This is a genomic window from Agathobacter ruminis (genome assembly GCF_002735305.1).
Taxonomy (GTDB): domain Bacteria; phylum Bacillota; class Clostridia; order Lachnospirales; family Lachnospiraceae; genus Roseburia; species Roseburia ruminis.
The window spans coordinates 31,171-49,986 of sequence record NZ_PDYG01000015.1 but is presented as its reverse complement, the minus strand read 5'-3'; the positions used below and the strand labels follow the sequence as shown (position 1 = coordinate 49,986).

Annotated in this window: 35 protein-coding genes; all 35 read left to right on the top strand. The window is 41.7% G+C overall.

What is annotated here, in order from left to right; all coding sequences use genetic code 11:
• Positions 1–213: 213 nt before the first annotated feature.
• The 35 genes from CSX02_RS04550 (at position 214) to rpsM (ending at position 18,801) form a co-directional block, all read left to right on the top strand.
• Positions 214–927, top strand: coding sequence for a DUF4352 domain-containing protein (locus CSX02_RS04550; protein WP_143248131.1), 714 nt, complete (start codon positions 214–216; stop codon positions 925–927).
• An 89-nt stretch (positions 928–1,016) separates the two neighbouring features.
• The gene (locus tag CSX02_RS04545) at positions 1,017–1,262 is read left to right on the top strand and encodes a DUF2712 domain-containing protein (RefSeq protein WP_189281343.1); all 246 of its coding nucleotides are present in this window, start codon (positions 1,017–1,019) and stop codon (positions 1,260–1,262) included.
• Positions 1,263–1,380: 118 nt separating this feature from the next.
• Complete coding sequence (locus CSX02_RS04540; protein ID WP_189281341.1) at positions 1,381–1,974, top strand: hypothetical protein; 594 nt, start codon at positions 1,381–1,383, stop codon at positions 1,972–1,974.
• 103 nt (positions 1,975–2,077) lie between these two features.
• A complete protein-coding gene (locus CSX02_RS04535; RefSeq protein WP_099385791.1) occupies positions 2,078–2,425 on the top strand; it encodes a DUF2712 domain-containing protein in 348 nt (115 codons plus the stop codon).
• An 82-nt stretch (positions 2,426–2,507) separates the two neighbouring features.
• The gene (locus CSX02_RS04530; protein ID WP_099385790.1) at positions 2,508–3,266 is read left to right on the top strand and encodes a hypothetical protein; all 759 of its coding nucleotides are present in this window, start codon (positions 2,508–2,510) and stop codon (positions 3,264–3,266) included.
• Positions 3,267–3,270: 4 nt separating this feature from the next.
• Positions 3,271–3,819, top strand: coding sequence for a hypothetical protein (locus CSX02_RS04525; RefSeq protein ID WP_143248130.1), 549 nt, complete (start codon positions 3,271–3,273; stop codon positions 3,817–3,819).
• On the top strand, positions 3,816–4,613 hold the full coding sequence (locus CSX02_RS04520) for a hypothetical protein (RefSeq protein ID WP_099385788.1): 798 nt from the start codon (positions 3,816–3,818) through the stop codon (positions 4,611–4,613). Before CSX02_RS04525 ends, CSX02_RS04520 begins: the two co-directional genes overlap by 4 nt.
• A gap of 14 nt (positions 4,614–4,627) precedes the next feature.
• Positions 4,628–5,254, top strand: coding sequence for an ATP-binding cassette domain-containing protein (locus CSX02_RS04515; protein ID WP_099385787.1), 627 nt, complete (start codon positions 4,628–4,630; stop codon positions 5,252–5,254).
• Between the two features lie 315 nt (positions 5,255–5,569).
• Positions 5,570–5,887 (top strand): 30S ribosomal protein S10, encoded by a 318-nt coding sequence (gene rpsJ / locus CSX02_RS04510; RefSeq protein ID WP_031544122.1) that lies wholly within the window; start codon positions 5,570–5,572, stop codon positions 5,885–5,887.
• A 62-nt stretch (positions 5,888–5,949) separates the two neighbouring features.
• Complete coding sequence (gene rplC / locus CSX02_RS04505; RefSeq protein ID WP_031544123.1) at positions 5,950–6,633, top strand: 50S ribosomal protein L3; 684 nt, start codon at positions 5,950–5,952, stop codon at positions 6,631–6,633.
• Positions 6,634–6,661: 28 nt separating this feature from the next.
• Positions 6,662–7,282 carry a 50S ribosomal protein L4 gene (rplD, locus tag CSX02_RS04500; RefSeq protein ID WP_031544125.1) on the top strand — a complete coding sequence of 207 codons (621 nt, stop codon included), beginning with the start codon at positions 6,662–6,664 and terminating at the stop codon, positions 7,280–7,282.
• Positions 7,282–7,581: a 50S ribosomal protein L23 gene (rplW, locus tag CSX02_RS04495; RefSeq protein ID WP_031544126.1), complete on the top strand. Its 300-nt coding sequence runs from the start codon at positions 7,282–7,284 to the stop codon at positions 7,579–7,581. Before rplD ends, rplW begins: the two co-directional genes overlap by 1 nt.
• 65 nt (positions 7,582–7,646) lie before the next feature.
• Positions 7,647–8,492 (top strand): 50S ribosomal protein L2, encoded by an 846-nt coding sequence (gene rplB, locus CSX02_RS04490; RefSeq protein WP_031544128.1) that lies wholly within the window; start codon positions 7,647–7,649, stop codon positions 8,490–8,492.
• Positions 8,493–8,508: 16 nt separating this feature from the next.
• Complete coding sequence (gene rpsS / locus CSX02_RS04485) at positions 8,509–8,790, top strand: 30S ribosomal protein S19 (RefSeq protein ID WP_031544129.1); 282 nt, start codon at positions 8,509–8,511, stop codon at positions 8,788–8,790.
• A gap of 20 nt (positions 8,791–8,810) precedes the next feature.
• Positions 8,811–9,197, top strand: coding sequence for a 50S ribosomal protein L22 (gene rplV, locus CSX02_RS04480; protein WP_034219303.1), 387 nt, complete (start codon positions 8,811–8,813; stop codon positions 9,195–9,197).
• A gap of 10 nt (positions 9,198–9,207) precedes the next feature.
• Positions 9,208–9,864: a 30S ribosomal protein S3 gene (gene rpsC, locus CSX02_RS04475; RefSeq protein ID WP_031544132.1), complete on the top strand. Its 657-nt coding sequence runs from the start codon at positions 9,208–9,210 to the stop codon at positions 9,862–9,864.
• Between the two features lie 2 nt (positions 9,865–9,866).
• Positions 9,867–10,304, top strand: coding sequence for a 50S ribosomal protein L16 (rplP, locus tag CSX02_RS04470; protein WP_031544134.1), 438 nt, complete (start codon positions 9,867–9,869; stop codon positions 10,302–10,304).
• Positions 10,294–10,503 carry a 50S ribosomal protein L29 gene (gene rpmC / locus CSX02_RS04465; protein WP_031544135.1) on the top strand — a complete coding sequence of 70 codons (210 nt, stop codon included), beginning with the start codon at positions 10,294–10,296 and terminating at the stop codon, positions 10,501–10,503. Before rplP ends, rpmC begins: the two co-directional genes overlap by 11 nt.
• Positions 10,504–10,535: 32 nt before the next feature.
• Positions 10,536–10,793 (top strand): 30S ribosomal protein S17, encoded by a 258-nt coding sequence (gene rpsQ, locus CSX02_RS04460; protein WP_031544136.1) that lies wholly within the window; start codon positions 10,536–10,538, stop codon positions 10,791–10,793.
• Positions 10,794–10,810: 17 nt separating this feature from the next.
• Positions 10,811–11,179 (top strand): 50S ribosomal protein L14, encoded by a 369-nt coding sequence (gene rplN / locus CSX02_RS04455; protein ID WP_031544138.1) that lies wholly within the window; start codon positions 10,811–10,813, stop codon positions 11,177–11,179.
• Positions 11,180–11,189: 10 nt separating this feature from the next.
• Entirely contained in the window at positions 11,190–11,501 is a 312-nt protein-coding gene (gene rplX / locus CSX02_RS04450; RefSeq protein ID WP_031544139.1) for a 50S ribosomal protein L24, read from the top strand.
• 23 nt (positions 11,502–11,524) lie between these two features.
• Positions 11,525–12,064 (top strand): 50S ribosomal protein L5, encoded by a 540-nt coding sequence (gene rplE / locus CSX02_RS04445; RefSeq protein WP_031544141.1) that lies wholly within the window; start codon positions 11,525–11,527, stop codon positions 12,062–12,064.
• An 18-nt stretch (positions 12,065–12,082) separates the two neighbouring features.
• Positions 12,083–12,268: a type Z 30S ribosomal protein S14 gene (locus CSX02_RS04440; RefSeq protein ID WP_031544142.1), complete on the top strand. Its 186-nt coding sequence runs from the start codon at positions 12,083–12,085 to the stop codon at positions 12,266–12,268.
• A gap of 23 nt (positions 12,269–12,291) precedes the next feature.
• The gene (gene rpsH, locus CSX02_RS04435; protein WP_099385796.1) at positions 12,292–12,693 is read left to right on the top strand and encodes a 30S ribosomal protein S8; all 402 of its coding nucleotides are present in this window, start codon (positions 12,292–12,294) and stop codon (positions 12,691–12,693) included.
• A gap of 15 nt (positions 12,694–12,708) precedes the next feature.
• Entirely contained in the window at positions 12,709–13,248 is a 540-nt protein-coding gene (gene rplF / locus CSX02_RS04430) for a 50S ribosomal protein L6 (RefSeq protein WP_031544145.1), read from the top strand.
• Positions 13,249–13,270: 22 nt separating this feature from the next.
• Positions 13,271–13,639: a 50S ribosomal protein L18 gene (gene rplR / locus CSX02_RS04425; protein ID WP_031544148.1), complete on the top strand. Its 369-nt coding sequence runs from the start codon at positions 13,271–13,273 to the stop codon at positions 13,637–13,639.
• Positions 13,640–13,651: 12 nt separating this feature from the next.
• Positions 13,652–14,161 carry a 30S ribosomal protein S5 gene (gene rpsE / locus CSX02_RS04420; RefSeq protein WP_031544150.1) on the top strand — a complete coding sequence of 170 codons (510 nt, stop codon included), beginning with the start codon at positions 13,652–13,654 and terminating at the stop codon, positions 14,159–14,161.
• Between the two features lie 13 nt (positions 14,162–14,174).
• Positions 14,175–14,357: a 50S ribosomal protein L30 gene (rpmD, locus tag CSX02_RS04415; RefSeq protein WP_031544152.1), complete on the top strand. Its 183-nt coding sequence runs from the start codon at positions 14,175–14,177 to the stop codon at positions 14,355–14,357.
• Positions 14,358–14,367: 10 nt separating this feature from the next.
• Positions 14,368–14,808 carry a 50S ribosomal protein L15 gene (rplO, locus tag CSX02_RS04410; RefSeq protein WP_031544153.1) on the top strand — a complete coding sequence of 147 codons (441 nt, stop codon included), beginning with the start codon at positions 14,368–14,370 and terminating at the stop codon, positions 14,806–14,808.
• A complete protein-coding gene (secY, locus tag CSX02_RS04405; RefSeq protein WP_099385786.1) occupies positions 14,808–16,124 on the top strand; it encodes a preprotein translocase subunit SecY in 1,317 nt (438 codons plus the stop codon). Before rplO ends, secY begins: the two co-directional genes overlap by 1 nt.
• Before the next feature lie 82 nt (positions 16,125–16,206).
• Complete coding sequence (locus CSX02_RS04400; protein WP_031544155.1) at positions 16,207–16,851, top strand: adenylate kinase; 645 nt, start codon at positions 16,207–16,209, stop codon at positions 16,849–16,851.
• A 3-nt stretch (positions 16,852–16,854) separates the two neighbouring features.
• Positions 16,855–17,649 (top strand): type I methionyl aminopeptidase, encoded by a 795-nt coding sequence (map, locus tag CSX02_RS04395; protein WP_099385785.1) that lies wholly within the window; start codon positions 16,855–16,857, stop codon positions 17,647–17,649.
• 11 nt (positions 17,650–17,660) lie between these two features.
• Complete coding sequence (infA, locus tag CSX02_RS04390) at positions 17,661–17,879, top strand: translation initiation factor IF-1 (RefSeq protein ID WP_031544159.1); 219 nt, start codon at positions 17,661–17,663, stop codon at positions 17,877–17,879.
• Between the two features lie 138 nt (positions 17,880–18,017).
• On the top strand, positions 18,018–18,131 hold the full coding sequence (gene rpmJ, locus CSX02_RS04385) for a 50S ribosomal protein L36 (RefSeq protein WP_003022746.1): 114 nt from the start codon (positions 18,018–18,020) through the stop codon (positions 18,129–18,131).
• A gap of 301 nt (positions 18,132–18,432) precedes the next feature.
• Positions 18,433–18,801, top strand: coding sequence for a 30S ribosomal protein S13 (rpsM, locus tag CSX02_RS04380; protein WP_031544165.1), 369 nt, complete (start codon positions 18,433–18,435; stop codon positions 18,799–18,801).
• Positions 18,802–18,816 lie beyond the last annotated feature (15 nt).

Genomic DNA, 18,816 nt, shown 5'->3' with positions numbered 1-18,816 from the left:
TTGTTATAACCCCTACCTTCGCTTCGCTTAGAGGAAGGGGTCTTATCCGACTGAGATAAATTGCGTAGGATGTTATGTTACTTTCCTAATTATAACAAATTATGGCGAGTGATGGCATAGGGTGAGGAAATTTAATCTGCGCACCCGTGGATATGTCGAGGTCTGGCGTCCAGTGCGTTGACTTTTGATTAGGGGGGGAGTATAATTTGTGCATTGATTGGTGTAAGGGAGAAGGTAAATATAATGGATAGGGGAAATCAAAGATCTTATCTTATGATATGTGCTTTATTAAGCATGCTATTATCATCATGTAGTCTAGTCAATGAAGACTACAGTTCTCAAGTAAATTCAGAATCTATCCAACGTAACGAAACAGAAAATGTTGAAACAGAAAAAGTATATCTGCCGGGAAGGGATTATGAACTTGCTCACTTTTCGGAAGTGACGAAATTTGCAGAAGTAGGCGAAACTGTAAGAGTTGATGAATCCTATGAGGCGAGAAATCCATATGAAATTACAATTTGCAGAGCTGAAGTTACAGATACCTTTGAAGAGGATCTTTCAAAATGGGAAGATTATATGCTGGAAGATATAGATATAAAGGATAACAAAATAGTTGGAGAAGAAAAAATTGTCTATATTGATTATACACTGAAGAATTGTGAGGATGAGAAACTGGAATTTTACACATCTTCCGTTTCTCTGGTATATATAGAAGATGATTACATATACAGCGCAGAAATTGCTTTTTCAAGTGAAAATAAGGGTGGAAAGTCTGCGTACCAAGTTGTTTTGGGCCCGGGCGAATCAAAAGACATTAAGATTGGTTATATAATTCCAGAAAATAACCTAAATAATGAGATGTATATAAATTTAACAGGACCTGTGAATCTTGGGGATGATTGTTGTTTAGTAAAATTACAATAAATCACCATGATACAGAATTTGCGTTTACTGTTTCTGGAACACAGCAGAGAACTAATTTTCGTAAAAAAACAGATGATTCATCGGCATATATGAAATGTACCGATATTAGTGCAAACGATTCCTATACAGCACATGCAATAGCTAACAATACCGGTGAAGTAGGACGCGCTGTAGATGTTTCCAATGGTTATGCATATGTGTTTAAAAAAGGAACCACTAAGAAAATCAGAAATTGGACATACGAGAGAGGTTTTAAGTATGAGGCTATTTTCATGAGCCCGAATTATGCACATAAGATGCATGCGGAAGGCTTGTGGAGTCCGGATAGTATTTAATAAAAAGGCACTAGGGGAAATGTTTAATTATTTTAAGGAAAATATAATGGATATGAGAAACCGGAGATTATATCTTGTAGGATGTGTTTTTCTGGGCATGCAATTATTGTCATGCAGTATGGTCAATGAAGCCCACAGCTCTCAAGTAAATTCAGAATCTATCCAACATGATGGAACAGAAAATGACTATGTACTGGGAAAGGATTTTGAGGTCGCTCGCCTTTCAAAAGTGACAAAATTTGCTGAAGTGGGTGAGCCCGTAGTTATTGATGAATCCTATGAAAAAAGCAATCCATATGAGATTACGATTCGTCAAACAAAAATTACAGATACCTTTGAAGAAGAACTTTCAAAATGGGAAGATTTTATTCTGGAAGATATAGAGATAAAGGATAAAAAAATAGTCGGAAAAGAAAAAATTGTCTATATTGATTACACGCTTAAAAATTGTGGAAATGAGAAACTGGAATTTTACACGCCTACCGTTTTACTAGAAAGTGTGGAAGATGATTACTTAAGCGGAATAGAAATGGCTTTTTCAAGTGAAAACAAGGGCGGAAAGTCTGCATACCAAGTTCTTTTGGCACCGGGCGAATCAAAAGATATCAGGATAGGTTATATAATTCCGGAAAATCGTTTGAATGATGAGTTGTATATTAATTTGACAGGAAGTGTAAGTTTGGAAGACGATTGTTGTTTAGTAAAATTATAATAACTAATATTGGAGGGTGATAGAGATGAAAAGTATGTTAAGAAAAGTAATGTGTTTTATTGCAGGATAGATTTTACTTGGTGGAACTGTTGGAACCGCTGCAGTGAGCGGGAATAATCACCATGATGCAGAGTTTGCATTTACTGTTGAAGGGACAAAGTGGGAGACTGATTATCGCAGAAAAACTGATGATTCATCAGCATATATGAAATGTACGTATATAACTTCAGGTGATTCTTATACAGCACACGCGATTGCTAATAATACTGGAAAGCATGGTGGTTCAACTGATGTATCCAACGGTTATGTATATGTTTTTAAAAAAGGAACCACCAAGAAAATCAGAAATTGGACATATGAGAGAGGCTTTAAGTATGAGGCTATTTTCATGAGCCCAAATTATGGACATAAGATGCATGCGGAAGGTTTGTGGAGTCCGGATAGTATTTAATAAAAAGGCACTAGGGGAAATGTTTAATTATTTTAAAATTGAGTTAAAAAGAGCATTTATAAATAGAAGGATGGCTGTCGCTTTGGCAGTGGGAATTCTTTTTGCAATCATACAGGTTTTTGTGGATGTTCTTCCGATGGTTGAGGTGAATGCAGGGAATTTGCAGGGATTATATCCGCATTCTGTTTTTAGCAAATGTATGGGCATGATACGAGGAAGTGTATTTCCGGCATATTATTTTATGTTTCTTCCAATCTTGATTGGCATTCCATATGGGACAGTGATGAGTCAGGATCGAAAGAACGGATACATCAAGAATCTGTTTACAAGAATGCCAAAGAGAAACTATTATATTGCGCAATATGTTGTGGCATTTCTTGCAGCCGGAGTCGTTGCCGTTGTGCCGCAGATAATAAATGTTGCAATCACTGCACTTTTTCTTCCGTCTTATGTTCCGCTGACGGGATTAGGATATATCGGAATCTTCCCGGAATCGTTATGGGCCGGAATCTTTTATACCCACACCTATCTATATCTGCTTTTATATTTGCTGTTAGATTTTGTGGTATATGGATTTTTGTCTTCACTATCCTTATCGTTGGGTTGGGTTTTTAAGTACAACTTTACGGTGCTGATGATTCCGTTTGTTATAACTCAGTGTATGAATGTAGTGCTGGCATTCATTGGCAAGAACTGTTGGACGATTGACTCATTCGCATGTCCGTCGCAACCGGGCGTAAGCACAGATCCGATTGAGATAGCAATCGTTTTATTGGTATTATTTGCAGGTGCGGTTATTTCTATAATATGGGGAATTAAGAAAAGTGATGAATTGGAATAAACGAATGAAAATAGCAGCCATTTGTGTGGTTGTATTAATGGGGGGCGTATTGTATGGAATTCGATTTCATGTGGTAAATACACAATTTCATATAGAAGAAACAGTGACCGTTCCTCAAGGAGAAGAAGTATCTGTGGATGGGGTTGCCTATAAGGCACTGTATGGAGAACTTATGACGCATTCCGAATATATAGAGCGTTATCAGATACAGGAAGAATCGGAAGAAGAGGATGCAGATGCGGGCATAGATCTCGTTTGCTTCATTCAGGTAGAAAATAAATCGGATGAGGAGAAAAAAATTCTTTTAACCGATAGCACTTTTCGCTGTGATTATTGGGCGAACGGAGTCGACTATTTTAGTTTATGGGCAATAAATGGAGATGATTTTGACGGGATGATTGCGCCTGGGGAAACCAAGAAAATAGGCATTTCCACAATCGTGAATGTTTCTCCGGAATTCTTTCGTACGATGAGTGATGATTGGCGCGTGTCATTAGTGGAATGGCCGGGGCTGATTGAAGTAAGAGTGCCTGTCTCCGGAGGTGTACAATGAGAGGAATCATAAAGCATGATTTTGTTGCAGGGTGTGCACAGTTTAGGCGAATGATTTTGATTGCCTTTTTGTTTTTTGTTGGAACGCTTATGGCAGAAAACAATATTTGTTATGATAGTGCGCATGCCTCTGTGGTAGAATCCATATTATATATTTTTCAGGGGAATTATCCATTGGCAGAGATAACTGATGTGTCTCAGCTGGAAATGCCGATTCTATGGATCGCATTGCAACTTTTTATTGCTTATATAATAGGAAGTTATCCATTATATGATTTGAAGCATTACGGAATCAATATGCTGATCAGAACGAGAAGCAAGAGACTCTGGTGGATGGGAAAAGTCCTATGGGTGATTGCGACAGTACTGGTAATTTATCTTATCGGATATGTGGTGACATTTGTGGCGGTAGCTCTGATGGGTGGAAGTATTTTTGGCGTACGATCAGACATACAGATGTTCCTTAAAGTTGACTATTCTATATATTCAAGTTTGGGATTGATGATGTTTTGTTTCATCATTCCTGTCCTAGCTTCGATTACGCTTTCGCTTTTGCAATTATTTCTTATTATAGTATTTAATGAAGCGATTGCTTTTGGCACAGTAGGATTTTTGATGTTGGCAGGTGTATTTTATGATTCTGCGATTCTGTTTCCATGCATCGCGATGGGCGTGCGATTATCTTCCTATATATTAAGCGGAGGAATCCTAAAGATTATGATTGGAATGATTGCTTGTTCTGCCGTGGCAATAGTTGCCGGTGCATTTGTAATGAAGAAAAAAGATGTTTTTTAACCGTGGGGGAGAAAATGAAGATAGAAATTCAAAATGCAACAAAGATTATAAAAGACGCGGTGGTTCTTGATGACATCAGCCTTACTTTTGAAAGCGGAAAAATTTATGGCTTCCGTGGAAAGAACGGATCCGGAAAAACGATGCTTATGAGAGCTATCGCGGGACTTATTACTCTGACCAACGGAAAGATTTTAATCGATGGAAAGCAGCTGGGAAAAGATTTCTCGTTTCCGGAAAGCATTGGAGTGTTAATAGAGAATCCTTCCTTTATTGATTCGTATAGCGGATATAGAAATTTAAAAGCACTTGCGGATATTAAGCATTTGATTGGCGAGGAAGATATTCGAAATGTAATAAGCGCAGTAGGATTAAATCCGGATGATAAAAAGAAATACGGAAAGTATTCTCTTGGAATGAAACAAAGACTTGGCATTGCGGCAGCGATTATGGAAAAGCCGGATATCATTTTGCTGGACGAGCCAATCAATGCGCTGGATGAAAAAGGCGTAGAGGATATTCGAAAATTATTATTAGACTTAAGAAATGGTAACCGGATCATTATTGTAGCATGTCATGACCGGGAAGAATTAAATTTATTGTCTGATGAAATTATTGAGCTTGCAGACGGAAAAGTAGTATAATAAAATCTGCACAAAAATATTTGAAAAAATTTGTGAAAAACATCTTGCAATATCTTGAAATCATGCTATAATAGACGGTGCTGTGACATGATAGCGATGAAGTTTGAAGTTACTACCCATCGTGGTAGAGAATTCGGCGGAGCGAATGTCAAGTTAGGAAACTGACGGCAAGTCACTGTACAAACAATCGTCTACAATAAGGTAGAAACAACGCGTGAAAGTTTGAATGAGTTGCAATAGGACACACGCGGAGAAGTGTACAGTCACCACTTGTCGTACTGAAATTTTAAGTGCGAAAAGGAGGCGGCTTTTTTTATGGCAAGTCAAGTAATGAGAATCACTCTCAAAGCGTATGATCACGAATTGGTAGATTCATCCGCAAAGAAAATTATCGAGACTGTTAAGAAGAACGGATCTCAGGTGAGCGGACCGGTTCCACTTCCAACTAAAAAGGAAGTAGTTACCATCTTGCGTGCGACTCACAAGTACAAAGATTCCCGTGAACAGTTCGAGCAGAGAACTCACAAGAGACTCATCGATATCATTACACCAACCCAGAAGACAGTAGATGCTTTATCTCGTCTTGAGATGCCAGCTGGTGTATACATTGATATCAAAATGAAAGAAAAGTAAAATATCCTACTTTTTAGGATGAACGCGAATGCGTTCCGCTGTAGAAAACAGGAGGAAAAACAATGAAGAAAGCGATTTTAGCAACAAAAGTTGGCATGACCCAGATCTTCAATGCAGACGGTGTTTTGGTACCGGTTACTGTATTACAGGCAGGTCCATGCGTAGTAACTCAGGTTAAGACTGTAGACAATGATGGCTACAGCGCAGTACAGGTTGGATTTGGCGACAAGGTAGCAAAGGTCGTTGAGAAGGATGCAACCGGCAAGAAGAGTGTCGCTCACAGACACGGTGTAAACAAAGCTGAAATGGGACATTTCGCTAAGGCTGGTGTAACCGGTAAGAGATTTGTTCGCGAGTTCAGATTTGAGAACGCAGAAGAATATAATTTAGCAGATGAAATCAAAGCTGATATCTTTGCAGAAGGCGATAAAGTAGATGTTACCGCTATCTCAAAGGGTAAAGGTTTCCAGGGTGCTATTAAGAGACTTGGACAGCACAGAGGACCTATGGCTCATGGTTCTAAATTCCATCGTCATCAGGGTTCAAACGGTGCATGTTCTTCACCTTCTAAGGTATTCAAAGGAAAAGGAATGCCTGGACACATGGGTAGCGTAAAGGTTACCACCCAGAACCTCGAAGTGGTTCGCGTTGATGCAGAGCAGAACCTGCTTCTCATCAAGGGTGCTGTACCGGGAGCAAAGAAAGCCCTTATTACTGTGAAAGAATCTACCAAGTCTGGTAAGTAGTGCGAATTAAGAAAGGAGGAACTTTACGATGGCTAAAGTAGCTGTATACAATATGGAAGGCAAGGAAGTTGAAAAGATTGACCTTGCAGATTCCGTTTTCGGCGTAGAAGTAAATGAACATTTAGTTCATCTTGCTGTTCTTCAGCAGCAGGCAAATGACCGTCAGGGAACACAGAAGGCAAAGACCCGTTCTGAAGTTCGCGGAGGCGGTAGAAAACCATGGAGACAGAAGGGAACCGGACATGCTCGTCAGGGATCCATCAGAGCTCCACAATGGACAGGTGGTGGAGTTGTATTCGCTCCGGTACCAAGAGATTACTCTTTCAAGTTAAATAAGAAAGAAAAGAGAATCGCTCTTAAGTCTGCATTATCTTCAAAGGTAGCAGATGAGAAGTTCGTAGTAGTTGATGAGTTGAAATTAGACGAGATCAAGACAAAGAAGTTTGCAGAAGTTCTTAAGAACCTCAACGTAAACAAGGCTCTTGTAGTATTAAACGACATGGATACCAATGTAATTGCTTCAGCAGCAAACATTCCTGGTGTTAAGACTGCACAGACCAATGAGATCAATGTCTATGACATCTTAAAGTATGATACAGTAGTTACCACTAAGGCTGCTGTTGCAACAATCGAGGAGGTGTATGCATAATGGCAAACGTACAGTATTATGATGTAATCCTCAAGCCGGTAGTAACCGAGAAGAGCATGGGCCAGATGGCAGAGAAGAAATATACTTTCTTAGTTCATCCGGAAGCAAACAAGACCATGATTAAAGAAGCAGTTGAGAAGATGTTCGATGGTGTTAAGGTAGCAAAGGTTAACACAATGAACAACGATGGAAAGACCCGTCGTCGTGGAATGACTTCAGGAAAGACTGCTAAGACAAAGAAGGCAATCGTTCAGCTTACTGCTGACAGCAAGGATATCGAGATCTTTGCAGGTCTCTAAAATAGGCCTTCCGATTTATACGCATGTAAAGCGTGAGAACAAACATTTGAAAGGAGAAATTCAAAATGGGTATTAAGAAGTATAACCCTTATACACCTTCCAGAAGAAATATGACTGGCTCAGATTTCGCTGAAATCACAAAGAAGACTCCTGAGAAGTCACTTCTTGCAACAAAGAAGAAGAACGCTGGTCGTAACAATCAGGGTAAAATCACTGTTCGTCATCAGGGTGGCGGAAACAGACAAAAGTACAGAATCATCGATTTCAAGAGAAACAGCAAGGATGGAATTCCTGCAACTGTAATCGGAATCGAATACGATCCAAACAGAACAGCAAACATCGCATTGATCTGCTATGCAGATGGAACAAAGTCTTACATCTTGGCTCCTGCAGGATTGACCGATGGTATGAAGGTTATGAACGGACCTCAGGCTGAAGTTCGTGTAGGTAACTGCTTACCACTCGAGAACATCCCGGTTGGTACTCAGATTCACAACATCGAGTTATTCCCTGGAAAGGGTGGACAGCTCGTTCGTTCCGCTGGTAATGCTGCTCAGTTGATGGCAAAAGAAGGAAAGTACGCAACACTTCGTCTTCCTTCAGGCGAAATGAGAATGGTTCCGATCCAGTGCCGTGCAACAATCGGTGTAATCGGAAATGGTGATCACAACCTCGTAAATATTGGTAAAGCCGGACGCAAGCGTCACATGGGTATCCGCCCAACCGTTCGTGGTTCCGTAATGAACCCGAATGACCATCCACACGGTGGTGGTGAAGGTAGAGCTCCAATCGGACGCCCGGGCCCAACAACACCATGGGGCAAGCCTGCTTTGGGTCTGAAGACCAGAAAGAAGAACAAGCAGTCTAACAAGTTGATCGTTCGTCGTCGCGACGGTCGTGCTATCAAATAATTAGGAGGTAAGAAGAATGTCACGTTCATTGAAAAAAGGACCATTTGCTGATGCAAGCTTACTTAAAAAAGTAGATGCTATGAACGCTTCAGGCGACAAGCAGGTAATCAAGACCTGGTCTCGCCGTTCTACAATCTTCCCTTCCTTCGTAGGACATACATTTGCAGTTCATGATGGAAGAAAGCATGTTCCGGTATATGTTACCGAGGATATGGTAGGACACAAGCTCGGTGAGTTCGTAGCTACAAGAACTTATAGAGGACACGGTAAGGACGATAAGAAGTCCGGTGTAAGATAATCGGAAGGAGGTAATATCCAATGGCAAAAGGACATAGAAGCCAAATTAAGAGAGAAAGAAACGAAGTAAAGGATACCAGACCTTCAGCAAAGGTATCTTATGCCAGAGTATCTGTTCAGAAGGCATGCTTCGTATTAGATGCAATCCGTGGAAAAGATGTGCAGACTGCACTTGCAATCTTAGCTTACAATCCACGTTATGCTTCCAGCGTTATCGAGAAGTTGTTAAAGTCAGCTGTTGCTAACGCAGAGAACAACAATGGCCTTAAGGCTGAAAACCTTGTAGTAGCTGAGTGCTACGCAAACAAAGGACCAACAATGAAGAGAATTCATCCAAGAGCACAGGGTAGAGCTTATCGTATCGAAAAGAGAACAAGCCACATCACCATCGTGCTGGACGAAAGATAGGAGGCAGATCATGGGACAGAAAGTTAATCCTCATGGATTAAGAGTAGGCGTTATCAAAGACTGGGATTCCAAGTGGTATGCAGAAGGCGATTTCGCTGATTTCTTAGTAGAAGATTACAATATCAGAACATTTTTAAAGAAGAAGTTATACGCTGCCGGTGTTTCTAAGATTGAAATCGAAAGAGCATCTGATCGCGTAAAGGTTATCATCTACACTGCTAAGCCAGGCGTTGTAATTGGTAAAGGTGGTGCAGAAATCGAGAAGGTTAAGTCTGAAGTTCAGAAATTAACCGAGAAGAAGTTAGTTGTAGATATCAAGGAAGTTAAGAGACCGGATAAGGATGCTCAGCTTGTTGCAGAGAACATCGCATTACAGCTTGAGAACCGTGTTTCCTTCCGTCGTGCTATGAAGTCCTGCATGGGACGCGCAATCAAGAGCGGCGCTAAGGGAATCAAGACATCTGTTTCAGGTCGTCTTGGTGGAGCTGATATGGCTCGTACAGAGACTTACAATGAGGGAACTACTCCTCTTCAGACACTTCGTGCTGATATCGATTATGGTTTCGCTGAAGCAGATACAACTTACGGCAAGGTTGGCGTAAAGGTTTGGATCTACAAGGGCGAAGTACTTCCTACAAAGGCAAATAAGGAAGGAGGAGCTCAGTAATTATGTTAACACCAAAGAGAGTAAAGCATAGAAAACAGTTCCGTGGTTCCATGACAGGAAAGGCAACCAGAGGAAACAAGATTACTTACGGTGAGTATGGTATTGTGGCAACCGAACCATGCTGGATCAAATCAAACCAGATTGAGGCAGCCCGTATCGCTATGACTCGTTACGTAAAGCGTGGCGGAAAAGTTTGGATCAAAATTTTCCCAGACAAGCCAGTAACTGCGAAACCAGCTGAAACCCGAATGGGATCCGGAAAAGGAACCCTTGAGTACTGGGTAGCTGTTGTTAAGCCAGGTCGTGTATTATTTGAAATCTCCGGTGTACAGGAAGACGTTGCTCGTGAAGCATTGCGTCTTGCTACACATAAATTACCTTGCAAGTGCAAAGTAGTTTCTCGTGCAGATTTAGAAGGCGGTGAATCAAATGAAAACTAATGCATATGTAAAAGAATTAAAGGGACAGTCTGTAGCTGATCTTCAGTCACAGCTTGTTGATGCAAAGAAAGAACTTTTCAATTTGAGATTCCAGAACGCAACCAATCAGTTAGATAACACTGCAAGAATCAAGGAAGTTCGCAAGAATATTGCTCGTATTCAGACAGTTATCTCTGAGAAGAACAGCGTTGCTGAATAATCCGGTAACCTAAGAAAGGAGACTTTAAGGTCGTGGAAGAAAGAAATCTTAGAAAAACGCGTGTTGGCGTTGTTGTAAGTGATAAGATGGAAAAGACCATTGTTGTTGCAGTACGTGACAATGTGCGTCATCCTCTTTACAACAAGATCGTGAAGAAGACATATAAGTTAAAGGCTCATGACGAGAACAACGATGCAAAGATCGGTGATACCGTTAAAGTAATGGAGACCAGACCACTCTCTAAGGATAAGAGATGGAGACTTGTTGAAGTTATGGAAAGAGCTAAATAGTTTAAGGAGGCATAAAAATGGTACAGCAGGAAAGTAGACTTAGAGTCGCTGACAATACCGGCGCAAAAGAGTTACTTGTTATCCGTGTAATGGGCGGATCTACCAGAAGATATGCGAACATCGGTGATGTCATCGTTGCAACCGTTAAGGATGCAACACCAGGCGGTGTTGTAAAGAAGGGCGATGTCGTTAAGGCCGTAGTTGTTCGTTCAGTAAAAGGCGCTCGTCGTAAGGACGGTTCCTACATTAAGTTTGATGAAAACGCAGCTGTCATCATCAAGGATGACAAGACTCCGAGAGGAACCCGTATTTTTGGACCAGTAGCTCGTGAGCTTCGTGAGAAGCAGTTCATGAAGATTGTTTCTCTGGCTCCAGAAGTATTATAGGAGGTACGAGATGGCAAGTTTAAAGATCAAAACCGGTGATATGGTTAAGGTTATCGCTGGTAAGGACAAAGATAAAGAGGGCAAGGTTATTGCCGTAAACAAGAAAAACAATACACTTCTTGTTGAAGGTATCAACATGGTTACCAAGCATACCAAGCCAAGCATGGCTAACCAGCAGGGTGGTATCGTACAGCAGGAAGCTCCAATTGATGCATCAAATGTTATGCTCCTCTTCAAGGGCCAGGCTACACGCGTTGGCTTCAAGATGGATGGAGACAAAAAGGTTCGCTTCGCTAAGAAGACCGGCGATGTTATCGATTAATTGTCAGGAAGGAGGAAAGAACATTGAGTAGACTGAAAGAAATGTATGAGTCCGAAATCAAAGACGCAATGGTCAAGAAGTTCGGATATAAGAATGTTATGGAAATTCCAAAGCTTGACAAGATCGTAGTTAACATGGGTGTTGGAGAAGCTAAGGAAAACGCAAAGCTCCTTGAGGCTGCTGTAAAGGATATGGAAGCTATCACAGGACAGAAAGCCGTTACCACTAAGGCTAAGAACGCTATTGCAAACTTCAAGATTCGTGAAGGTATGCCTATCGGATGTAAGGTTACCCTTCGTGGAGAAAAGATGTATGAATTTGCTGATCGTTTAATCAACCTTGCATTGCCACGAGTTCGTGACTTTAGAGGTGTAAACCCTAACGCATTTGACGGACGCGGAAACTATGCATTGGGAATTAAAGAGCAGATCATTTTCCCTGAAATCGAGTATGATAAGGTAGATAAGGTTCGTGGTATGGATATCATCTTCGTTACTACCGCAAAGACAGACGAAGAGGCTCGTGAATTGTTAACTCAGTTCAACATGCCTTTCGCAAAATAATCAGGAGGAGAATTTTAAATGGCTAAGACATCTATGAAAGTTAAACAGCAGCGTAAACCAAAATTCTCTACCAGAGAATATACTCGTTGCAAGATTTGTGGTCGTCCACATTCAGTTTTAAAGAAGTACGGAATCTGCCGTGTATGCTTCCGTGAGTTGGCATACAAGGGCGAGATCCCAGGCGTTAAGAAAGCAAGTTGGTAAAATAAAGGAGGATATCGGTCATGATGATGACAAGTGATCCAATCGCAGATATGCTTACAAGAATTCGTAATGCAAACACTGCAAAACATGATACAGTTGATGTACCATCTTCAAAGATCAAGGTTGCTATCGCTGGCATCCTTTTAGATGAAGGTTTCATCGAGAAGTATGACATCGTTGAAGACGGAAACTTCAAGACAATCCGCATCACCTTAAAGTATGGTGCAGATAAGAACGAAAAAATTATCACCGGAATCAAGAGAATTTCTAAGCCGGGTCTTCGTGTATACGCAGGCAAGGATGAAATTCCAAGCGTTTTGGATGGATTAGGAATTGCAATTCTTTCTACAAACCAGGGTATCATTACCGATAAGGAAGCTCGTAAGCTTCAGGTTGGTGGAGAAGTATTAGCATTTGTTTGGTAAAAAGGAGGTACGGGCATGTCACGAATCGGAAGAATGCCAATCGCGATCCCGGCAGGCGTAACTGTTGATATCGCAGAAAATAATCATGTGACTGTAAAAGGTCCTAAGGGAACTCTTGAGAGAACTCTCCCTGCAGAAATGACCATCAAGGTTGAGGGTGCTGAAGTAGTTGTTACAAGACCGAATGATTTAAAGAAAATGAAATCCTTACATGGATTGACCAGAACATTGATCAACAATATGGTTGTTGGTGTAACTGAGGGTTACACCAAGGTGCTTGAAGTAAACGGTGTAGGTTACAGAGCATCTAAGTCTGGCAAGAAGCTTACATTAAACCTTGGATACTCTCATCCGGTTGAGATGGAAGATCCTGAAGGACTTGAAGCTACCGTTGAAGATAACAAGATTATCGTTAAGGGTATCGACAAGGAACGCGTAGGCCAGTATGCAGCTGAAATCCGTGACAAGAGAAGACCTGAGCCATATAAGGGCAAGGGTATCAAGTATGCGGATGAAGTTATCAGACGTAAAGTTGGTAAGACTGGTAAGAAATAGTTAAAGGAGGAGACAAGAAGTAATGGTTAGTAAGAAATCAAGAACCGAAGTTCGTGTAAAGAAACATAACAGAATGCGTGGTCATCTTGCTGGAACATCTGAGCGTCCTCGTTTAGCTGTTTTCCGTAGCAACAACCATATGTACGCACAGATCATTGACGATACTGTTGGAAATACCTTAGTATCTGCATCTACACTCGATAAGGATGTAAAGGCAGAGCTTGAGAAGACCAATAATGTAGACGCTGCTGCAAAGCTCGGAAGCGTTATTGCAAAGAAGGCATTAGACAAGGGTATTAACACTGTTGTCTTCGACAGAGGCGGATTTATTTACGCAGGAAAAGTACAGGCTTTAGCAGAAGCAGCTAGAGAAGCTGGCTTAGAATTTTAGGAGGAGACATTCATGAAACGTGAAATCATTGATGCCAGCCAGTTAGAGCTGGAAGATACAGTTGTAAGCATCAAGCGCGTAACAAAGGTTGTTAAAGGTGGACGTAACATGCGTTTCACAGCTCTTGTTGTAGTAGGTGATAAGAATGGTCATGTTGGTGCCGGACTCGGAAAGGCTGCCGAAATTCCGGAAGCAATCCGTAAAGGTAAAGAAGATGCAATCAAGTCTATGATCACCATTAAGCTTGATGAGAATAAGAGTATTACTCATGATGTTGTTGGAAAGCACACCGGTGCTTCTGTATTATTAAAGAAGTCTCCGGAAGGTACCGGTATCATCGCAGGTGGTCCGGCTCGTTCCGTATGTGAGCTTGCAGGAATCAGCAACATCCGTACAAAATCACTTGGCTCAAACAACAAGCAGAACGTAGTACTTGCTACAATCGCTGCTTTGGGTCAGTTAAAGTCCCCAGAAGAAGTAGCTCGTCTTCGCGGAAAATCAGTAGAAGAAATCTTAGGATAGGAGGCACATTACAATGGCAGATAAGGTAAAAGTAACACTTGTAAAGTCCACCATCGGTGCCGTTCCAAAGAACAAGAAGACAATTGAAGCACTTGGACTTACAAAATTAAACAAAACTGTTGAGTTGCCAAACAACGCAGCAACACAGGGCGCACTTCGTAAGGTAGCACCTTATGTAAAAGTAGAAGAAGTATAGGAGGTCAGAGATGGATTTATCGAATTTAAAAGCCGCTGAAGGCTCCGTACACAACGATAACTTCAGAAGAGGCCGTGGACATGGTTCAGGAAACGGTAAGACCGCAGGTAAGGGACACAAAGGACAGAAGGCTCGTTCAGGAGCTCCAAGACCTGGTTTCGAAGGTGGTCAGATGCCTTTATACAGAAGATTGCCAAAGAGAGGATTCAAGAATCGTAACTCTCTTAACATCGTAGGCATCAATCTTTCATATCTTGAGCGTTTCGACAACGACGCAGTTGTAACTGTAGAAGCTTTAGTAGAAGCTGGAATCGTTAAGAACGCAAGAGATGGCGTTAAGATTTTAGGAAATGGTGAACTTACCAAGAAACTGACTGTTCAGGCTAACGCATTTAGCGCAAGCGCAAAAGAAAAGATTGAAGCTCTTGGTGGAAAAGCAGAGGTGATCTAATGCTGCAAACACTCCGTAATGCATTCAAAATTAAAGATGTTAGACAGCGTATTATCTTTACGTTTATGATGTTAATCGTCGTCCGAATCGGCTGTGAACTGCCGGTTCCGGGCGTTGACGGTAGCGTCTTCAAGGACTTCTTTAGTTCTAGCGACGGATTGGGATTTTTTGATGCACTGACCGGAGGTTCTTTCGAGAATATGTCCGTTTTTGCATTGAATATTACACCTTATATTACATCTTCCATTATTATGCAGCTTCTCACCATTGCAATTCCAAAGTTAGAGGAAATGCAGCGTGACGGTGAGGATGGCCGTAAGAAGATTGTAGAGATTACCAGATATGTAACAATCGCACTTGCTTTGATTGAAGCAATTGCACTGACCATCAGCTTCTATCGTGGTGGCAAGCTCACTTCGAACGGACCGGCATGGTTGTCAATTGTTATGATTATCACAGCTCTTACTGCAGGTTCTGCAATTTTGATGTGGATTGGTGAGAGAATCACCGAGAAGGGTGTTGGAAATGGTATTTCCATTGTGTTGACCATCAACATTCTTTCCCGCATTCCGCAGGATCTCATGAAGTTATTTGAGCAGTTTGTAAAGGGAAAGACCTACGCGGTAGGTACACTTTCTGTTCTTGTAATTGCTGCAATCATCGCTGCAATTGTAGTATTCGTAGTATTACTGCAGGGCGCAGAGAGAAGAATCCCGGTACAATACTCAAAGAAGATGCAGGGACGTAAGCAGGTCGGCGGACAGCAGACCCATATCCCGTTAAAGGTAAATACCGGTGGTGTAATTCCTGTAATTTTTGCTCAATCTTTAATGCAGACTCCGGTAATCATCGCAAGTTTATTCGGAGCCGGAAACGGAAATGGTTTCTGGAGCAAGGTATTACGAGGACTGTCTCAGTCAAACTGGTTTAACACGAGTCAGTGGGGATCCTCTTGGGGAGTTATCCTTTATATTGTACTGATTATTGCATTTGCATTCTTCTATACGCAGATTACATTTAATCCGCTTGAAGTTGCAAATAATATGAAACGTGCAGGTGGATTTATTCCGGGAATTCGTCCTGGCAAGCCTACCAGCGATTATCTGACTTCGATTTTGAATTACATTGTATTGATTGGTGCGGTTGGTCTTATGATCGTCGCAATCATTCCACTCTTTTTCAATGGAATTTTCGGTGCGAGCGTTTCCTTCGGTGGAACCTCCATCATCATTATCGTAGGTGTAGTAATTGAGACCTTAAAACAAATCGAATCACAGATGAGAGTTCGCTATTATAAAGGCTTCTTAAATGATTAAGATATGGTTGGAGATATCGGGTTTTCCGGTATCTCCATTCGTGCTATAAACACAAAGGCTAGATGAAGGAGAAAGCGAAGCTATGAAGATTATTATGTTAGGGGCACCTGGTGCAGGAAAAGGAACACAGGCAAAGCAGATTGCTGCCAAATATTCCATCCCTCACATTTCAACCGGAGATATTTTCCGTGCGAATATCAAAAACGGAACAGAGCTTGGAAAGAAAGCAAAAACATACATGGACCAGGGACAACTGGTTCCGGATGAGCTGACCTGTGATCTTGTAATGGATCGCATTCAGCAGGATGATTGCAAGAATGGATTCGTATTGGACGGATTCCCACGTACCATTCCACAGGCAGAGGCATTGACCGCTGCACTTGAGAAGGTTGGCCAGAAGATGGAATATGCAATCGATGTGGATGTTCCGGACGAGAACATCGTCAATCGTATGGGCGGAAGACGCGCCTGCCTGAATTGCGGTGCAACATACCATGTGGTATTTAATCCGACCAAGGTAGAAGGCAAGTGTGACGCATGTGGAAGCGAAACCGTATTGCGTGACGACGACAAGCCGGAAACCGTACAGAAGAGACTGACTGTTTATCATGAGCAGACTCAGCCTTTGATTGATTACTATAAGAAGCAGAACATTCTTCATTCTGTAGATGGCACACAGCCGATGGATGATGTATTTGCTGCCATCGTAGGAATTTTAGGTGAATAAAATATGTCGGTAACGATTAAGACCGAGGAAGAAATCGCATTGATGAGAGAGGCCGGGAGAATTCTTGGCCTCGTCCATCAGAATCTCGGAAAAGAAATTAAGCCGGGAATGTCTACATTAGATATTGATCGGATTGGAGAAGAGATGATTCGCAGCTATGGATGTACGCCTTCTTTTCTTCATCTTTATGATTATCCGGCGTCAATTTGTGTATCAGTGAATGAAGAAGTCGTACATGGAATCCCGCGTGCAGACCGGATCCTTGAGGAAGGCGATATCGTCAGCCTCGATGCGGGGGTATGCTACAAGGGATATCATTCCGATGCAGCGCGAACTGTTGCAGTCGGGGAAGTCAGCGAAGAAGCCAGACTTTTGATCGAGCGGACGAGACTGTCATTTTTCATGGGTATGAGAAATGCCGTTGCAGGAAAGCATCTGTTTGACATCTCCAACAACATCGGAGATTTCGCGGAAAGCTTTGGATATGGTGTAGTCAGAGATCTGGTCGGTCACGGAATCGGATCGGAAGTGCATCAGGATCCGGACATCCCGAACTTCAGACAAAAGTGGCCGCATCGCGGAATTCGTTTAAAGCCGGGAATGACACTGGCCGTGGAACCGATGATTAATATGGGTTCACCGGAAGTATTATGGCTCGACGATGAGTGGACAGTCATATCAGAAGATATGTCATTATCCGCGCATTACGAAAATACGATTTTAATCACAAATGGAAAACCGGAAATTCTTTCTTTGACGGAAGAAGAAAAGCAAGCTGGATTTCTTGAATTATTTTAGGAGGAAGAACAATGTCTAAGGCAGATGTAATTGAAGTTGAAGGTGTAGTAGTTGAGAAACTGCCAAATGCCTTTTTTAAAGTAGAATTGGAAAATGGTCATCAGATTATGGCGACCATCAGCGGAAAGCTTCGTATGAACTATATCCGTATTTTACCTGGTGACAAGGTAACCATCGAGATGTCTCCGTATGACCTGACAAAGGGTCGTATTATCTGGAGAGATAAATAAAAATAGGGATTGACTATTGCGTAGACTGTGTATATAATATTAGTCGGACGCTTTTGGATAAATAGATCCTAAGCTTAAGATACAAAGCGGCGCAAGCCGTGAAAACTCTAGACTTTCAGGAGGAAAGGAGGAAGAACTGTGAAGGTAAGATCATCAGTGAAGCCGATTTGCGAAAAGTGCAAAGTCATCAAGAGAAAAGGAAGCATTCGCATCATCTGCGAAAATCCAAAGCATAAGCAGAGACAGGGTTAATTAATAAGTTACCTGTCTTATTATGCTGTCCGGGGAAGTATCGGACAAATCAATTCATTATGGCGGCTGCAGCGCATCGAATGATGACGCTGTTCATAATAAACAGAGCATATCTGTAAGCGCTTTATAATACCGAGTGAAGCGCCGTAATATGCGAATAATCAGAGAATCTTTCATACACACATTTCAGGGCGAGCAACCGCAGCTGTATGCAGAGGTTTTCGGTGTTGGAAATATCGTTGCAGTATTTCATTTATTAGTTTGACAATTACAGTAGAATTTTATGGAGGTGTAAACACACATGGCTCGTATTTCAGGTGTAGATTTACCAAGAGAAAAACGCGTAGAGATCGGCTTGACTTACATCTACGGAATCGGAAGAGTAAGTGCAAATCGCATCCTTGCAGCAGCAAATGTTAATCCTGACACTCGTGTAAGAGATTTGACTGACGACGAAGTTAAGAGAATCAGCCAGGTTATCGACGAGACTCAGACTGTAGAAGGTGATTTGAGAAGAGAAATCGCGCTCAACATCAAGAGACTTCAGGAAATTGGATGCTATCGTGGTATCCGTCACAGAAAAGGACTTCCGGTTCGTGGTCAGAAGACTAAGACCAACGCAAGAACTCGCAAGGGTCCTAAGAGAACAGTTGCAAACAAGAAGAAGTAAAGAAAGTAGGTTAGT

What these genes read in the sequence shown, in the direction of transcription:
- map (WP_099385785.1), top strand. Translation starts at nt 16,855, where the DNA reads ATGTCGGTAACGATTAAGACCGAGGAAGAAATCGCATTGATGAGAGAG.
- rplX (WP_031544139.1), top strand. Translation starts at nt 11,190, where the DNA reads ATGGCAAGTTTAAAGATCAAAACCGGTGATATGGTTAAGGTTATCGCT.
- rplN (WP_031544138.1), top strand. Translation starts at nt 10,811, where the DNA reads ATGGTACAGCAGGAAAGTAGACTTAGAGTCGCTGACAATACCGGCGCA.
- rplW (WP_031544126.1), top strand. Translation starts at nt 7,282, where the DNA reads ATGGCAAACGTACAGTATTATGATGTAATCCTCAAGCCGGTAGTAACC.
- rplO (WP_031544153.1), top strand. Translation starts at nt 14,368, where the DNA reads ATGGATTTATCGAATTTAAAAGCCGCTGAAGGCTCCGTACACAACGAT.
- rplR (WP_031544148.1), top strand. Translation starts at nt 13,271, where the DNA reads ATGGTTAGTAAGAAATCAAGAACCGAAGTTCGTGTAAAGAAACATAAC.
- rpsE (WP_031544150.1), top strand. Translation starts at nt 13,652, where the DNA reads ATGAAACGTGAAATCATTGATGCCAGCCAGTTAGAGCTGGAAGATACA.
- rpsJ (WP_031544122.1), top strand. Translation starts at nt 5,570, where the DNA reads ATGGCAAGTCAAGTAATGAGAATCACTCTCAAAGCGTATGATCACGAA.
- rplF (WP_031544145.1), top strand. Translation starts at nt 12,709, where the DNA reads ATGTCACGAATCGGAAGAATGCCAATCGCGATCCCGGCAGGCGTAACT.
- rpmD (WP_031544152.1), top strand. Translation starts at nt 14,175, where the DNA reads ATGGCAGATAAGGTAAAAGTAACACTTGTAAAGTCCACCATCGGTGCC.
- rplD (WP_031544125.1), top strand. Translation starts at nt 6,662, where the DNA reads ATGGCTAAAGTAGCTGTATACAATATGGAAGGCAAGGAAGTTGAAAAG.
- rpsH (WP_099385796.1), top strand. Translation starts at nt 12,292, where the DNA reads ATGATGACAAGTGATCCAATCGCAGATATGCTTACAAGAATTCGTAAT.
- CSX02_RS04515 (WP_099385787.1), top strand. Translation starts at nt 4,628, where the DNA reads ATGAAGATAGAAATTCAAAATGCAACAAAGATTATAAAAGACGCGGTG.
- rplP (WP_031544134.1), top strand. Translation starts at nt 9,867, where the DNA reads ATGTTAACACCAAAGAGAGTAAAGCATAGAAAACAGTTCCGTGGTTCC.
- CSX02_RS04520 (WP_099385788.1), top strand. Translation starts at nt 3,816, where the DNA reads ATGAGAGGAATCATAAAGCATGATTTTGTTGCAGGGTGTGCACAGTTT.
- rpsC (WP_031544132.1), top strand. Translation starts at nt 9,208, where the DNA reads ATGGGACAGAAAGTTAATCCTCATGGATTAAGAGTAGGCGTTATCAAA.
- infA (WP_031544159.1), top strand. Translation starts at nt 17,661, where the DNA reads ATGTCTAAGGCAGATGTAATTGAAGTTGAAGGTGTAGTAGTTGAGAAA.
- CSX02_RS04440 (WP_031544142.1), top strand. Translation starts at nt 12,083, where the DNA reads ATGGCTAAGACATCTATGAAAGTTAAACAGCAGCGTAAACCAAAATTC.
- rpmC (WP_031544135.1), top strand. Translation starts at nt 10,294, where the DNA reads ATGAAAACTAATGCATATGTAAAAGAATTAAAGGGACAGTCTGTAGCT.
- rplC (WP_031544123.1), top strand. Translation starts at nt 5,950, where the DNA reads ATGAAGAAAGCGATTTTAGCAACAAAAGTTGGCATGACCCAGATCTTC.
- rplV (WP_034219303.1), top strand. Translation starts at nt 8,811, where the DNA reads ATGGCAAAAGGACATAGAAGCCAAATTAAGAGAGAAAGAAACGAAGTA.
- rpsS (WP_031544129.1), top strand. Translation starts at nt 8,509, where the DNA reads ATGTCACGTTCATTGAAAAAAGGACCATTTGCTGATGCAAGCTTACTT.
- CSX02_RS04525 (WP_143248130.1), top strand. Translation starts at nt 3,271, where the DNA reads ATGAAAATAGCAGCCATTTGTGTGGTTGTATTAATGGGGGGCGTATTG.
- CSX02_RS04545 (WP_189281343.1), top strand. Translation starts at nt 1,017, where the DNA reads ATGAAATGTACCGATATTAGTGCAAACGATTCCTATACAGCACATGCA.
- rplB (WP_031544128.1), top strand. Translation starts at nt 7,647, where the DNA reads ATGGGTATTAAGAAGTATAACCCTTATACACCTTCCAGAAGAAATATG.
- secY (WP_099385786.1), top strand. Translation starts at nt 14,808, where the DNA reads ATGCTGCAAACACTCCGTAATGCATTCAAAATTAAAGATGTTAGACAG.
- rpsM (WP_031544165.1), top strand. Translation starts at nt 18,433, where the DNA reads ATGGCTCGTATTTCAGGTGTAGATTTACCAAGAGAAAAACGCGTAGAG.
- CSX02_RS04400 (WP_031544155.1), top strand. Translation starts at nt 16,207, where the DNA reads ATGAAGATTATTATGTTAGGGGCACCTGGTGCAGGAAAAGGAACACAG.
- CSX02_RS04540 (WP_189281341.1), top strand. Translation starts at nt 1,381, where the DNA reads ATGGTCAATGAAGCCCACAGCTCTCAAGTAAATTCAGAATCTATCCAA.